The sequence below is a fragment of the Imperialibacter sp. genome (assembly GCF_048007035.1).
Taxonomy (GTDB): domain Bacteria; phylum Bacteroidota; class Bacteroidia; order Cytophagales; family Cyclobacteriaceae; genus Imperialibacter.
Genome location: NZ_CP180355.1, coordinates 3,345,489 through 3,359,799 on the forward strand (window position 1 = coordinate 3,345,489; position 14,311 = coordinate 3,359,799).

At 46.9% G+C, this 14,311-nt stretch carries 13 protein-coding genes; 4 read left to right on the forward strand and 9 right to left on the reverse strand.

Annotated elements, in window-relative coordinates:
• Positions 1-101: 101 nt before the first annotated feature.
• Genes ACMVP2_RS14425 through ACMVP2_RS14445 form a run of 5 tightly spaced genes read right to left on the reverse strand, consistent with a single transcriptional unit; the run spans position 102 to position 3,745 of the window.
• Positions 102-890, reverse strand: coding sequence for an amidohydrolase (locus ACMVP2_RS14425; RefSeq protein ID WP_416868142.1), 789 nt, complete (start codon positions 888-890; stop codon positions 102-104).
• The gene (locus ACMVP2_RS14430) at positions 872-2,023 is read right to left on the reverse strand and encodes a methionine aminotransferase (RefSeq protein WP_416868143.1); all 1,152 of its coding nucleotides are present in this window, start codon (positions 2,021-2,023) and stop codon (positions 872-874) included. Before ACMVP2_RS14430 ends, ACMVP2_RS14425 begins: the two co-directional genes overlap by 19 nt.
• Before the next feature lie 4 nt (positions 2,024-2,027).
• The gene (gene def / locus ACMVP2_RS14435) at positions 2,028-2,579 is read right to left on the reverse strand and encodes a peptide deformylase (protein ID WP_339790403.1); all 552 of its coding nucleotides are present in this window, start codon (positions 2,577-2,579) and stop codon (positions 2,028-2,030) included.
• Positions 2,576-2,992, reverse strand: coding sequence for a Holliday junction resolvase RuvX (gene ruvX, locus ACMVP2_RS14440; protein WP_339790400.1), 417 nt, complete (start codon positions 2,990-2,992; stop codon positions 2,576-2,578). Before ruvX ends, def begins: the two co-directional genes overlap by 4 nt.
• Before the next feature lie 3 nt (positions 2,993-2,995).
• Positions 2,996-3,745, reverse strand: a complete 750-nt coding sequence (locus ACMVP2_RS14445) for an iron-sulfur cluster repair di-iron protein (RefSeq protein WP_416868144.1) — start codon at positions 3,743-3,745, stop codon at positions 2,996-2,998.
• A 226-nt stretch (positions 3,746-3,971) separates the two neighbouring features.
• On the opposite strand from ACMVP2_RS14445, the gene ACMVP2_RS14450 reads away from it, so the two are divergent.
• From ACMVP2_RS14450 to ACMVP2_RS14465, 4 genes are all read left to right on the forward strand, one after another.
• On the forward strand, positions 3,972-5,591 hold the full coding sequence (locus tag ACMVP2_RS14450) for a S41 family peptidase (RefSeq protein ID WP_416868145.1): 1,620 nt from the start codon (positions 3,972-3,974) through the stop codon (positions 5,589-5,591).
• Between the two features lie 334 nt (positions 5,592-5,925).
• Complete coding sequence (locus tag ACMVP2_RS14455) at positions 5,926-7,086, forward strand: homogentisate 1,2-dioxygenase (protein ID WP_416868146.1); 1,161 nt, start codon at positions 5,926-5,928, stop codon at positions 7,084-7,086.
• A gap of 266 nt (positions 7,087-7,352) precedes the next feature.
• Positions 7,353-8,651, forward strand: a complete 1,299-nt coding sequence (locus ACMVP2_RS14460; RefSeq protein ID WP_416868147.1) for a UDP-N-acetylmuramoyl-tripeptide--D-alanyl-D-alanine ligase — start codon at positions 7,353-7,355, stop codon at positions 8,649-8,651.
• Positions 8,652-8,776: 125 nt separating this feature from the next.
• Positions 8,777-10,399: an IS1634 family transposase gene (locus ACMVP2_RS14465; protein WP_416864871.1), complete on the forward strand. Its 1,623-nt coding sequence runs from the start codon at positions 8,777-8,779 to the stop codon at positions 10,397-10,399.
• An 83-nt stretch (positions 10,400-10,482) separates the two neighbouring features.
• On the opposite strand, the gene ACMVP2_RS14470 is transcribed toward ACMVP2_RS14465, so the two are convergent.
• The 4 genes from ACMVP2_RS14470 to ACMVP2_RS14485 all read right to left on the reverse strand — a co-directional run bounded on the left by ACMVP2_RS14470 (position 10,483) and on the right by ACMVP2_RS14485 (position 14,080).
• Complete coding sequence (locus ACMVP2_RS14470) at positions 10,483-10,701, reverse strand: hypothetical protein (protein ID WP_416868148.1); 219 nt, start codon at positions 10,699-10,701, stop codon at positions 10,483-10,485.
• Entirely contained in the window at positions 10,702-12,903 is a 2,202-nt protein-coding gene (locus ACMVP2_RS14475; RefSeq protein WP_416868149.1) for a DNA/RNA helicase domain-containing protein, read from the reverse strand.
• Positions 12,900-13,229: a nucleotide pyrophosphohydrolase gene (locus ACMVP2_RS14480; protein WP_317489589.1), complete on the reverse strand. Its 330-nt coding sequence runs from the start codon at positions 13,227-13,229 to the stop codon at positions 12,900-12,902. The genes ACMVP2_RS14475 and ACMVP2_RS14480 overlap by 4 nt, the downstream gene beginning before the upstream one ends.
• A 362-nt stretch (positions 13,230-13,591) precedes the next feature.
• On the reverse strand, positions 13,592-14,080 hold the full coding sequence (locus ACMVP2_RS14485; protein WP_416868150.1) for a hypothetical protein: 489 nt from the start codon (positions 14,078-14,080) through the stop codon (positions 13,592-13,594).
• Positions 14,081-14,311 lie beyond the last annotated feature (231 nt).

Below are 14,311 nucleotides of genomic sequence, written 5' to 3' on the forward strand. Positions count from 1 at the left end.
ATTTGGAAGAGGCACCACACCAACTATAGAAGCATCGAAACCAGCGCTGTTTTGATATGGAGCCTCAAATAAGAGGTTCCATCGCTTAGTGCGTCGTCGGGCTATTTCACCTCAAACTCATCCGCCTCTTTGTAAAACGGATACCTGTTTCTGAAAGCAGCCATTTCCTCGTAGTTGAGTGTGGCTTCCAAAATACAAGCCTTGCCTTCGTTGAAGACCAGCTCTTCACCCTTGTGATTGTACACAGCCGAATGCCCGAGATACTCGGCATCTACACCGTCCACCCCAATACGGTTGACGCCAATACAATAGGACAGGTTTTCGATGGCCCTGGCCTGGAGCAAGGTATCCCATGCATTGGTTCTCGGTGCTGGCCAGTTGGCCATGTACACCAGCAGGTCAAACGCTGCCGTATCGTTTTCCCATTTGTTGCGGGCCCATACAGGGAAGCGTAGGTCGTAGCAGATCATGGGACAAATTTTCCAGCCCTTCCATTCAAAGATCAGCCGATCTGTGCCTGGGGTAAAGCCATCGGCTTCGCCAGCAAGGGTAAACAGGTGGCGCTTGTCGTACTGATGGTGAGTGCCATCGGGCAGCATGGCAATAAAACGATTATAGTACTGGCCCTTTTCTGTAACAATGTAGCTGCCAAGGATCGCCGCCTGAGTCTGCGCTGCCTGCTGCTTCATCCAGCGGAAGGTTTTGCTGTTCATGGGCTCAGCCAGCGCTGCGGCTTTCATGCTGAAGCCGGTGGTGAACATTTCAGGAAGCACAATGATGTCAGGCTTGTTCTTGACCTTCCATATTTTTTCCTCAAACATGTGGAGGTTGGCTTCAATGCTTTCCCAATGAAGATCGGCTTGTATGAGGGCTACTTTAAGATCCTGCATAGTTTTTCGGCTCCTTGAATGATGGTTTCGTCCTGCTTGGCAAAGCAGAACCGCAATACTTTGTGGTCGGTTCGGTTGTGATAAAATACTGACACCGGGATGCTGGCCACTTTCATTTCTTTGGTCAGGCGTATGGCCAGGTCGTAGTCATTCTCTTTTGTAATTTCTTCATACGACACCACCTGAAAATAGGTGCCGTGGCTGGCCAACGGTTTCCAGTCGGTGCCTTTGATGCAATCGAGAAAAAGATCTCGCTTTTTCTGAAACATGGGACCAATGCCTGAATAGTGGTCGCCAGAGCTCAGGTAAGCGGCAATGCCGGCCTGCATAGGTGTGCTGACGCTGAATGTGAGGAATTGGTGTACCTTTTTCATTTCCACCATCAGCTCAGGATGGGTGACCATATAGCCTATTTTCCAGCCCGTCACGTGAAAGGTTTTTCCGAAGGAGAACACAGCAATGGCCCAGGGCTTCAGGTTGGGCCTTGAGAGCAAACTGTGGTGCTTTTTTCCTTCGAAGATGATGTGCTCATAGGCCTCATCGCCCAGGATATAAATGCCATGCTTATGAGCCAAACGTTCCAGCTGTTCCAGGTCACTCTCAGCCAAAATAGCGCCGCTGGGGTTATGGGGCGTGTTCACCACAATCATCCGGGTGCGGGACGTAATGCTGTCTTCCACTCTGTCCCATGGAATCGAATAGTTTGGAAAATTGAGCGGAATGGGCACCATGGTGCCGCCTGCCAGGGCAATGCAGGGTTGGTACGAATCGTAAGCAGGCTCAAACACAATAACCTCGTCGCCCTCCTTTATCAGGGTAAGGATAGCGCACACGATCGACTCAGTAGCGCCGGCCGTCACCATCACTTCGGTTGCAGGATCGGGCGTCCAGCCGAATGTATGCTGCACCTTTTCTGAAATGGCTTTCAACAGTGGTGGGTAGCCGGGCATAGGGGCGTACTGATTTAGCCCGGCCTTCATGGCCTTCATCACTTCCTCTGCCAGCTCTTCCGAAATAGGGAAATCAGGGAACCCCTGCGAAAGGTTAACGGCCCCCTCATCCAGCGCCAGTTTCGACATCACCGTGAAAATACTGGTACCAACATCTGGCAGCTTCGAGGAAATGGGCGTCATGCAGTTATCTTTTCACGGGAATTTTCAAACGATAGTCAGCAGACACTTTGCCCCTGCTGATATTCACAAGCTTGTTTTTGATAATCCTCTTTTTAAAAGCAGTGAGGTGGTCAGTGAAGAGCACGCCTTCAATGTGGTCGTATTCATGCTGAATAATACGGGCCTTCATGCCTTCGTACGTCTCGGTGTATTCTTTCCAGTGCTCGTCGTAGTAGTTCACCGTGATGCTGTCCGGCCGTTGCACATCGTCCCTCACACCGGGAATGCTCAGGCAGCCTTCCTCCATTACGATGGGCTTGCCATCTCTTTCTACAATCTTCGCATTGATGAACACCTTCCTGAATCCCGACAATTCGGGTTCTTCCAGCGGTGAACCATCCACCACAAACAGCCTGATAGACATGCCTATTTGCGGCGCTGCCAACCCAATGCCGCTGGCACTTCGCATGGTTTCAAACATATCCAACACAAGCTGCTTTACATCAGATCCCTTTTCTATATCAGCCGCCCTCTTCCTTAATACGGGATCACCATATACTACTATAGGGTAAATCATAATCTATTACTCTCCATGTACGACTGCAGTATAATCACTGCACTTATTTTATCTACGTTTCCTTTAATTCTCCTGTCTTTTTTCTTCATGCCCCCGGCAATCATGGTGTCCATGGCCATTTTGGAGGTGAAGCGCTCATCAATCAAATGAATGGGCATTTCTGCAAATTCCTTTTTTAGCTGCACCAGAAACCGGTTGACCAGCAGTGTGCCATTGGTGTCGGTATTGTCCAGTTTTTTTGGCATTCCCACCACAAAAGCATCCACAGTTTCCTTTTGCAAATATTGCTTTAAAAACGCAATAAGTTCATGCGATCGAACCATTTCGAGCGATGTGGCAATCAGTTGTAAGGGATCGGTGACGGCAATACCAGTTCTTTTGCCTCCGTAGTCAATGGCAAGAATACGCCCCATGTGCTAGTTCCAGCGGATTTTTCTGTTGATCAACTCCTGCACACTCTTTTCAAGCATGAGCGCCTTGGGGAAAAGCACTTCGTCCTCAATAGACGCATGTTGTACCAACTCTTTATCAAATGCCTTGAACTCCTCATAAATAACCTTCAGGTGAAGGTCGTTGTTAGGATTGTGCTGGTAGTCACCAGTTATTTCTCTTATGCCTTTCAATTCATCTTCCGTATGGTCGTGATCAAGCGCCGCCTCCTGAATAGAGTACGACTCCAGCATATAGAACAATTTACTTGAAGGCATGGTGCCCTGCTGCACTTTATACAACGAATTCACATAAGCAAAAAGCGTGTCTTCTTCCTCGTATACGTGGTGTATGAAGTCTTCCAGAAACAGGGGAAAAACAAACTTTAGGTCGTCAGCCAATGTCTTGCTCACAGCAGATCGCTGATCCAGCCCATTGATAAGCCGGGCAAGGTAGGGCAGTTTTTGCTTGATGAATATGTGGTGTGAATGTTTCAGGTATTCAATGATCAGATCAACCGGGTAGGTGGCAATGGTGTTTTTGTCAAACTGACTTTGCGGCTTGTAACGCTCCATATTGCGAAGTACCTTATCCAAAGGAAGGTTTTTTTCTTTGCAAAGAGCCTCTAAAGTATGCCCGGAGTATTTGTAGAAAGCCACCCCAAAGTAGTCGAGCACTTTAGCGAACACGAAGTTCTCGTCGATGATAGAATTAATGGTTCTTTGGGCAAGCTTCACGCTACTGATTCTGATTAAGAAGCAAATATACACATTATGGTTGATGGTGTAAACGCTGAATATTAAAAACTTACCATTGCCATTGACCAACTAATCGCATAAATTTCAAGGCTATTAATAACCGAACACTATTAAGTTGCGTTTGAACTTAAACTGTGGTTGATACACAATTCGGTTTATTGAATACTGACTGGAGAAAACAGAAGTCTTGATCAAAGAAAAAATTATGAACAACTCAAAGTGGGCCATCCGTTTGCCAATCATCATTACCTCAGCTGTCGCCATTGGCGTACTTCTGGGAGCCAACTTCACCACCAGCGACACCCCGTCGGGTGATATGAACAAAAGCCTGTTCAAGTTCAGGGAGGTGCTGGGTTATATCGACAGAAATTATGTCGACGACGTAGATTCAGAAGAATTGGTGGAAACTGCCATTGTGAAGATGCTGGAGAAACTGGATCCACACACCGTGTATATTCCCAAAGAAGAGGCAGTGCTTGCCCAGTCTCAGCTGCAGGGCAACTTCGAGGGGATTGGTATTGAATTCAATATTTTCAAAGACACGCTCTATGTTGTTACCCCACTCAGCGGCGGCCCATCCGAAAAAGTTGGACTCCAGGCCGGCGACAAGATTGTGAAGGTGGACGGGGAAAACATTGCTGGCATAGGCCTGAACAACCGAAAAGTGTTTGAAAAGCTGCGTGGACCAAAAGGCTCCGAAGCGAAACTACAGATCATCAGAGATTCCAAAAAAGCACCGCTTGACTTCACGATCATCAGGGATAAAATACCTCAGTCGTCAGTGGATGTGTCGTACATGGTCAATAAGGAGGTGGGCTACATTAAGGTGAGCCGCTTCACTGCCACTACCTACGATGAGTTTTATGCGGCCATGGAAAAATTGATCGACCAGGGCATGAAGAAGCTGGTGCTTGACCTCACAGGAAACCCTGGTGGCTATCTGGACAAGGCGGTGAACATGGCCGACGAGTTGCTCGCCGACGATGATATGATCGTTTATACCAAAGGAAAAGAAACCCGCTACAACGATGAATACAGGGCAGTGCGCAAGGGCATTTTTGAGAAAGGCCCTGTTGTGGTAATGATTGACCAGGGAAGTGCTTCGGCCTCAGAAATTGTGGCCGGTGCCCTGCAGGACAACGACCGGGCACTGATTGTTGGTCGTAGGTCATTTGGTAAAGGCCTGGTGCAAATGCCTATCAACCTGAGCGATGGTGCCGAACTGCGACTGACGATTTCGAGGTACTACACACCAAGCGGCCGCTCTATACAGAAGCCATATGATGGCAAGGACGCCGCATATTCTCATGACCTGGCCGATAGGTACGAAAACGGTGAGCTCTTCGTAGCAGATAGCATTCACGTAAACGACACATTGGAATATGCTACTGGCAAGGGCAGAAAAGTGTATGGCGGAGGCGGTATTGTGCCCGACTTCTTTGTTCCCATCGACACCACGGAAACATCAAGTTACCTGACCAAGATGTACACCAGCAACTCGCTGAGAGAGTACACATTCAAATACTATGAGGCCAACAAACAGAAGTTTGAGAAAATGGGCTTTGACGAGTTTTTCAATGACTTTAGCGTGACCGACAAAATGCTGGAGGACCTCAACAAGGTGGCAAAGGAAAATGGCGTGAAATACGCCGCAGCTGACTTTGCTAAGTCGAAGGAGTTGGTGCGTATTCACATGAAGGCGCAGATAGCCCGAAGCAACTGGGGCGAAGAAGGCTTCTTCCCAGTGTTCAACCAGGCCGACGAGATTTTCATCAAAGCACTGACGCTGTTTGACCAGGCCGAGCAGCTAGCTGAAAGAAATTAAAAATTTGGAGATTTCGGATGACTGATTTCGAATTGAAAGGGCTGAATCTGACGAGTGTCGGGTTCAGCCTTTTTTGTTGTTAAGTAGACTACAAAAGTTTTGCTGGTTACCGGCAAAGTAGCCGCCGTATCTGCTGTGGCAGGCTAAAGAGCTTGGGATGGTGCTGCCAAACTTTTGTAGTCTTAATTCAAAACCTCCCGTCTGGCCGGCGTTGGTTGTGATATTCGTTTTCTTATCGCCCTAGCAGATCAAAAAGATGGGATCACCAATCTTTCACTGTCTTGACGGAAAACCATCTATCATTATGTAAATTTGACTATTAACCCTACATGAGATGGCTTACTATTATAAACTGGGAGAAATTCCCCCCAAGAGACACACCCAATTCCGGCAACCCGATGGCAGCCTCTACAAAGAAGAACTGGTAAGTTCCAAAGGCTTTTCGGGTATTTACTCTAACCTTTATCATATCAACGCCCCCACCAGGGTGAAGTCTGTTGGCACGCCCGTCAGGTTCGGGTCAAAAATGGCGGAAGACAATGCACTGCTGCAAACCCATTTGAAAACTACCGGCGTCGGCACCACTGGCGGCGACTGGCTGGAGGCCCGCAAGGTGCTGCTCAAGAACAAGGATGTGTCGATGGCACTCTGCAACCCCAGCAGCCGAAGCATGGACTATTTCTACAAAAATGCCGAAGCCGATGAGGTCATTTTCATCCACGATGGCAGCGGCTGGCTGCTTTCTCAGTTTGGCAAGCTCAGGATCAAGTCGGGCGACTATGTGGTCATTCCCCGCACCACCATTTATAAGCTTCAATGGGACGAAGGCCCTTTGAGAACACTTGTCATTGAGTCGGCTGGGCCAGTCGAAACCGTGAAACGTTATCGCAATGAGCTGGGGCAGCTTTTAGAGCATTCGCCCTACTGCGAAAGGGACATCAGGCCGCCATCGGAGCCAGTCACTGAAACCAGGAAAGGCGAGTTTCTTATGAAAATTAAGAAAGGTGGCTACCTGCACCAGTATGTGTACGACTACAGTCCGTTTGACGTGGTGGGCTGGGACGGCTTCCTGTATCCTTACGCCCTTAGCATCCACGACTTTGAGCCAATCACTGGCCGCATCCACCAGCCACCACCAGTGCATCAAACCTTTCAGGCACATGGGTTTGTTATCTGCAGCTTCGTACCCCGCCTGTTCGACTATCACCCGCTGTCGATTCCCGCTCCCTACAACCACAGTAACATCGACTCTGATGAGGTGCTCTATTATGTGGAAGGAAACTTCATGAGCCGAAAAGGAATTGAGAGAGGCTCTTTCACTTTGCACCCTGGCGGCTTGCCACATGGGCCTCACCCCGGCACGGTAGAAAAGAGCATTGGCGCTAAAGAAACCGAAGAGCTGGCAGTGATGCTCGACACCTTTGGGCCGCTGTTCCTAACAGAGGAGGCGCTTGAATTTGTGGATCCTAACTACCCGATGAGCTGGACGGAGTAAGTCGGAGAGTGATGAGTACAAAAGTGAAGAGTGGGAGAGGAACTTCTGGAGAGTAAAGGTGCTTGCATGGCCAATAGCCAGCTTTACAAGAGTCGTCAGATACCGGATGATGTCAGGAAGACGTTTATGCCAGAGACAGGAGACGGCTTAGAGAATCTGACTGTCCGATTGTCTGACTGTCCGACTATCCAATCGTCCGACTGGCCAACTATCCGACTTTCGACCTTCTCCCTTTCCTACTCTCCCACTCCTCCTTACATTTGTGCATGGACAACAACTTCATCGAATTCCTTTATAGCCGGTTTCTTTTATCGAGCGGAGTAAGTACCGACACCCGCACCGTTGGTGAAGGCAACCTTTTCTTTGCACTGAAAGGCCCCAACTTCAACGCCAACGCCTATGCCGAAGAAGCCCTGGCCAAGGGTGCTAGCTACGCCGTAGTCGACGATGTGGCATACAAAAAGGGAGACAAATACATCCTGGCTGAGGATGGCTTAAAGGCTTTACAAGACCTCGCCACTTTCCACCGCAGCAGGTTTCACAGAAAGGTGCTTGGTCTTACCGGCTCTAACGGCAAAACCACCACCAAAGAGCTGATCAATGCCGTGCTCAGCAAGAAATACATCACCCACGCCACCACCGGCAACCTCAACAACCATATCGGCGTGCCGTTGACCGTGCTGGGCATTCATCCGCAGGTGGAAGTGGCGATCATTGAAATGGGTGCCAACAAGGTTGGCGATATCAAAGAGCTTTGCGACATCGCCGACCCCAACCATGCACTAATCACCAACATTGGCAAAGCACACCTGGAGGGCTTCGGTAGTATCGAAGGGGTGCTCAGGGGAAAAAGTGAGCTGTTTGATCATATCCGCAAAAATGAGGGCACCGTCTTCATCAACAGTCGGCAGCCCATGCTGCAAAACATGGCGAAGCGATTTGAGTCTGCCGTTACCTTTCCTCAACCCGGCGACACTTATGAAGTGAAGTTCATTGAAGCCAACCCGTTCGTGGTGTTTCAGGTCGGCAATCGGGCGCCTGTTACCAGCCAGCTGATTGGCAGCTACAACTTCGACAATATCGCTGCCGCCATGGCCGTGGGGCAGTACTTTGAAGTACCACTGGACAAGGCCGAGGCAGCCATTGCAGGCTACCAGCCAAAAAACAACCGCTCTCAGCTACTCAAAGCTGGCAGCAACAATATCATCCTCGATGCCTACAATGCCAACCCCGACTCTATGAAAGTGGCCATCGAGAACCTAAAGACCATGAAGGCCGACAACAAAGTGGCCATCCTGGGCGACATGCTGGAGCTAGGCGCTGACTCCGACATGGAGCATACCGCTATCGGCAAAGCGGCTTGCGAAGCGGGTTTCAGTCAGGTGATTTTCTGCGGGCCTAAAATGAAACAAGCCAAAGAAGCATGTCCTTCGGCTTTATATTTTGAAACGAGAGACGCACTACTGGCCCATGTGAAGACATCGGGCTTCGCTGACTGCACGATTTTGATAAAAGCCAGCAGAGGTATAGGATTGGAAAAAATGGTCCTGAGTTTGACACGCTGAAATTGAAAAAGTGCCATTGCGCTGTGTATGGGCACTTTTTAGACTACTTTTCAGAAATTTGTATATCGAAAACTCGCTTGATTTTCTTTCAGATAGTGGCTTGATTTGCCTCAAACAGATTTTGAGTGCCTAGTATCATTATCGACAAGAAGCCATCAGGTGATTATATCCGCATCGTTGAGTCTTATCGTGACCAGGATGGCAAGCCACGCACCAAAACGCTTTACAGCCTGGGGCGGGTAGACAGTTTTTCGCCCGAGTCTCTGAAACGAATGGGCCAGCGGCTCTATGAATTAGGTGGTGGAAATCTGAAGGATTTACTCGGTGAGCAAGTCAGCGAAGAAGGTAGATATAACTACGGCTTTCTGTTGGTTTACCGTAAAATACTCCACTATTACGGCCTTGATCGCATATTTCAGCGGATCACCAAAAAGAAAAAGCTGACCTTCTCTCTTACTGAAGTGGTTTTACTACTGCTCATTGAGCGCCTCAATGATCCTTGTAGCAAGCGGGGTAGCTTTTTCCACCAGGAAGAATACCTGGGACTGGCTCAGGTGTCCTTGCAACACCTCTACAGGAGTCTGGACTACCTGGCTGACCATAGCCAACTGATCCAGCAAACCATTTTCCAAACTGGTAGAGACCTGTTCAACCAGAAATTAGATGTGGTGTTCTATGACGTGACCACCTTCTATTTTGAATCAGAAATAGAACAGGAAGGAGCATTGCGTCAGAAAGGCTTTAGCAAAGATGGCAAAATAGGAAGCACACAAGTGGTTTTTGCCATGCTCATTGACAGATACAAGCAACCCATCGGTTACAAACTCTATAGCGGAGACCTGTGGGAAGGATACACCTACACAGAAATGGTGGAAAGCCTCAAGAAAGAATACCAGATCGAAAACATCGTCTTGGTAGCCGACCGAGGCATGCTCAATACTGACAACCTGCAAGTCACTGTTGACAAAGGCTATGAGTTCATCATGGGAGAGCGGCTCAAGGTACTCCCCAAACCCATCCAGGCCCGGTTGATCGATCTGGATAACTATCACCATCAATGGATGAGTTCTTCAGTAGGTTCGGAGCGTGAGCCGGTCAAAGTGCGCTACACTGTCCTGGAATACAATGAGCGAAAGATCATAGCTACCTACAGCGAAAAGCGAGCTGAAAAAGATCGACAAGAAAGAGAAGAAAAGCTTCGTAAGGCTGAATTGTTGCTCAAAAACCCAACGCAACTCAAAAAGAAGGCCCATCACTACTACCTCAAAAATACCGAAGGGGAAAAGTATGTGGTTGATACTGAAAAAATCAAACGAAGCGAAAAGTATGACGGCTTCCTTGCCATCGCCTACCACGCCAAAGGACTCTCCCATGAACAGGTGCTGGATCACTACCACCATCTATACCAGATAGAGCATAGCTTCCGTACCTTCAAAGGCTATCTGGAAACCCGCCCGATGTTCCACTGGACCAATAAGCGTATCCAGGGTCACATTTGTCTGTGCTATATCGCCTATAGCATGCTAAACCATTTACAACTTCGGCTAACCAAACAAGGCACCCCACTTACAGAGCAAACCATCCGAACCCACTTGTCCAAAATGCAAGTCAGCCTTGTCAAACAAGCCGATCAATACTTCTACCTGCGCTCCAAGACCTCTGAAATCTCACAGCAATTACTACAAGCAGTGGCTGAAAAGAACCTCCCAGACCTTTTTCATAAGGATCAGATAATCAAATACTTATAAAATCTTGTATATCGAAAGCAATTTTTTAATTACTTATATATCAGATACTTAACTCAAAATCGTGTCAAACTCAGGAAAAAAATTCAGCCAAAAATGTAAACAACCCTGAGCTTTACCCAGGTAAATACATTGTCAGGTTCGTTCGACAAAAGGGTGCTTGATAGCTCAGTATACTTGGTATACCTCACTGTAACCATGTTTTCCCTCATCTCTGCGCTGGGCAAAAAGCTGATCTTGTTGCGCTTGATGCTGAAGTTACCCACCTCATCAGGCGTGTCGTAGCCTTTGCTGCTGATGTTCATTCAACTATCCAAAACCCGTTCAAAGACTCCAATCACTCTAAGCTGTTGGGCGGCATCTGTGGCCAGTACAATATCAGAATAGTTAGGATCGTCGGACAACGGTTTTAAGGTAATAGAATTGTGTTGCCAACCATCTCCGTCGATGGTTTTGCCGCTATGGTATTCTTTAACGGTATAGTTAGAACCTGTGTCAGCATCTTGGAGGGAAGTGCTTTCGACAAGCACAATCTTTCCGTTTCTCGATCCGCCCTGGTATCTACGAAACAAACATATGGCGCCGTCAGGTATTACAACGTTCATTGACCGGCCTACAACCTGACATGCGAACATATCCGTTTTCGGGCGCAAATCTGAAGGCAACTCAAGCCAATCTAACTCGTCCACTATTTGGGGTTCACTGAAGTTGCCAGCCGCTGCTCTCAGGTTGTAAATCGGGATGCAGTTTTCAAACGGCTTGGCTTCATCTCGTGTCAATATTCTTAGGGGCGGTTTTTTATGGTGAAGGGCCTCTGGAATGTACTGAGCCATATATTTTCGGAGTTCAGCATCACAGATAAATATATAGGCACCTCTAATTCCCCTTAGCATAATAGTCTTGTAGATATTGATAATGTATGCCTTCAGCTGCTCGATATTGTTGATCGACATTTTGCCGTTTCGATCGAAATATTTTTCTTTAATTACCTCGATCTCTTTCTTGATTGGATTGTAGGTGATTTCGTTTCCAAAAATCACTCCAATGTAATTCAAGTCATATCCCTGGGTCGTATGAATACAGCCCACCTCGTCGATAGCACCTTCGGAAGTTATCCAGTCGGATGCGACACTATTCCAACGAAGCTTGGTGCCTTCAATCTCGATATCGGTCATGGTTTTAGTGTCATCACCCTTGGATACCCATTCCCAGGAATAGCCGGCGACCAGGCGAGACAGACCGTATTGTGATTCTTTGGTTTTTATTTCGCTTACAAGATCATCTATACTTTCGAAAAGTAAGACCTCAAATTCCTCGTTGTTCTGAAACTGATTAATAGTCGCTAGCCGACAGTCTAACAAGTCATTGACAAACTCGACGTAGTCATTCCCCCCATTTACCCTCAGCTGCGATTTCAACCCTAAGAGAGTGGTGTTTGGGCTGTTCTTCAACTTTTGGAAGTCTTCTGTTTTTGCATCCGAAGGTTTGATCGACTGCGCCTCATCGTAGAAAAGTATACACTTCCTTGATTGAAGGATCACCCAGTCTAATTCACTGCAACTAGTTTTGTCGAGTCCCAATTTTTCGCATGCTGAATCAAATGAGCCAAAATACGTACCCAAGTTGACTCTTCGGCGTAATCGATGTGCCTCATCAACAATCAAAATATCATATTTCTGTTTTACAACTTCTGCGGGCCCAATAACCATTGACGAATTGAGTCCCTTTACATTCTTGAAAACTTTCTTTAGGGTGTTGCGAAATGAAGCCATTGGAACAACAAGTCCAATTTTTGGATCGGGGAACTTGACTCTCAATTCGCTTAAAGGGTCAGTAAACTCCTCTACTTCCTGAAATTCCCTAAAATTGAATGAGTTGTAAGGTGATTTTAGAATTTTAGAAAGGAACAAAGCTAAGATGGTCTTTCCTGTCCCGGCCCCGCCCTGAACAATCGTGTTTTTGTAGGTCTCGCTGAGCAAGCTATTGATTATTGCCAGTAGCCCATCCTTTTGGTCTTTGCTAAGCGTCTTATAGGGAGAATATTTGAATAAATCTGAATTGTCGATGTATTCAATAGAATGTTCTGTTATTCCCTCTCCCCGTAGTTTATTCCAAATCGACCTGAAGGTATCCCAGTAAAGTTCTCTTTTCTGGAAGTAGGTGTGATTTGCCAATCCCAGATTGCCATTAAGTAATGTGTATACTCCATCTCCTGAGATGTATTTGATGAGATTTGATTCAATGTCAAGTGTGGCAGATTTATTAAACTTGACGCTTGATATTAAGTGAACTGTGGTAAGCGTCTTTTTTCTCTGATTTTTTAAATGGGCAGTCATTCGTGCGTCCACGTCAGTAGTTTCCCCCACATAGGCTTCTTTGACGTTACCATCACTTATAATGTAAACAATTGGCCAAAGGTCTTTAGCGAAGTATTCACTGCTTAGAACTCTAGTTAAATCTGAAGAAAATTCGTATCGCTTGATTTCGAAGCTATTGGGTAATATCATAGCTCATTGTATTTCTTTGCATTTCCCTTTGCCTTATCCACAGGGTATTTCTGACCATTGATCTTGATTTTCTCAAGGACAATTTCCTTGACATCAAACTCGTATTTTTCAGCAAGCAGAAAAGCATAAGCAAGAATATCTGCTAATTCCTCCTTAACCTTATTCCTATTAGCATTTTCCGGAGTCTTCCAAAGAAATAGTTCCAACAGTTCTCCAGCTTCCACATTAATTGCAAGAGCTAAATCCTTTGGGTTGTGAAATTGGGCCCAGTCTCTTTCATCTCTGAATTGAATCAATTCGCTGATAATTTTTTGAATTTCTGCCATTGACTTATTAGTTGGAAGCAATACGATTCTTTACGTTTTTAAATATACCGCAAAGAATCTCTTATGGAAATATTTGAAGAGCAATGTCGATACTTTGACTCGTGAATTTATCGAAAGTGGCCATGTGCTTTGCGTCGTAATACTCACTTTACTTTTTTTGCATCGTCGTTGAAAACAATCAAAGAGTATTATCGCTAGTAGTTAGAGACTTCTCACCCGCACGAGGCCACCTAAGGCCAAGAGAATGACTGTCTGGTGGCGGTGCTTGCTTCGACTAGCGAAGACTCGCCCCATTTGTGTTGGTGTCAATCTGTGTGAAGGCACACATTTTAACGGGAGGGAAGAATCAACGTCTGTTTCAATCAACTGACATAATCTCTCAGCAGCATGTAGAGAGCTACGAGGCCTATCACAAGGTTGCCAGAGCCGAGGTTCATTGCCAATTCATTGTCGGCAACCCGAACCGTGGCGACGGCGAGGATGGTCATGACTACGGGTAAAAAGATAAACCACCTATAGAGCAGGTTGATGCTATCGATGGTTTTGTCTTGCCTCAGCAGGTGAATCCGCTTCAGCTTTCTGAAGAACACCGTTTTGTATACCACGACGTCGTCACCTTCTCTAATGATATTGAGATGGTTGGGGGGCACCCTGATATTGCCTTCAGTGGTGTGGATGATGACTTCTTCACTAGAATACTTGATTTTGTCCCTTACATAGTTGGCCGGGCGGGAGGTTTTGGTGACTTCTGCGTCAGTTTTGGAAAGGGGGAGCACCTGCTCCAGCACAAAGGGGAAGGCAATGAAGAAGATGACGAGGTTACAACGCTTGATGAATTTGGCAGGTGTCACAGGAAGTAGTTTTTTGGTGGTAATATAAAGGGAAGTGGAGGAAAAGGGCAAATGAGGTAATGGGCTGGTGGTGGGCAGAGCTTCGGGGGGTTGGGCTTCGTAGCTGGGGACTTCTCCGCTATGCTGCGAAGTGACGGTCAGGTGGTGGGCGGAGCTCCGGAAGGAAGGGGCCTCAAAATACCAGGATTTAGGTATTTCCTCTGCAGGAAATAATAGCTAACTTCATGTAAA

Excerpts from the sequence above, each read along its gene's own strand:
- ACMVP2_RS14480 (WP_317489589.1), bottom strand. The coding sequence starts at position 13,229 with ATGGCAGAAATTCAAAAAATTATCAGCGAATTGATTCAATTCAGAGAT.
- ACMVP2_RS14470 (WP_416868148.1), bottom strand. The coding sequence starts at position 10,701 with ATGAACATCAGCAGCAAAGGCTACGACACGCCTGATGAGGTGGGTAAC.
- ACMVP2_RS14425 (WP_416868142.1), bottom strand. The coding sequence starts at position 890 with ATGCAGGATCTTAAAGTAGCCCTCATACAAGCCGATCTTCATTGGGAA.
- ACMVP2_RS14450 (WP_416868145.1), top strand. The coding sequence starts at position 3,972 with ATGAACAACTCAAAGTGGGCCATCCGTTTGCCAATCATCATTACCTCA.
- ACMVP2_RS14460 (WP_416868147.1), top strand. The coding sequence starts at position 7,353 with ATGGACAACAACTTCATCGAATTCCTTTATAGCCGGTTTCTTTTATCG.
- ruvX (WP_339790400.1), bottom strand. The coding sequence starts at position 2,992 with ATGGGGCGTATTCTTGCCATTGACTACGGAGGCAAAAGAACTGGTATT.
- ACMVP2_RS14455 (WP_416868146.1), top strand. The coding sequence starts at position 5,926 with ATGGCTTACTATTATAAACTGGGAGAAATTCCCCCCAAGAGACACACC.
- ACMVP2_RS14475 (WP_416868149.1), bottom strand. The coding sequence starts at position 12,903 with ATGATATTACCCAATAGCTTCGAAATCAAGCGATACGAATTTTCTTCA.
- def (WP_339790403.1), bottom strand. The coding sequence starts at position 2,579 with ATGATTTACCCTATAGTAGTATATGGTGATCCCGTATTAAGGAAGAGG.
- ACMVP2_RS14430 (WP_416868143.1), bottom strand. The coding sequence starts at position 2,023 with ATGACGCCCATTTCCTCGAAGCTGCCAGATGTTGGTACCAGTATTTTC.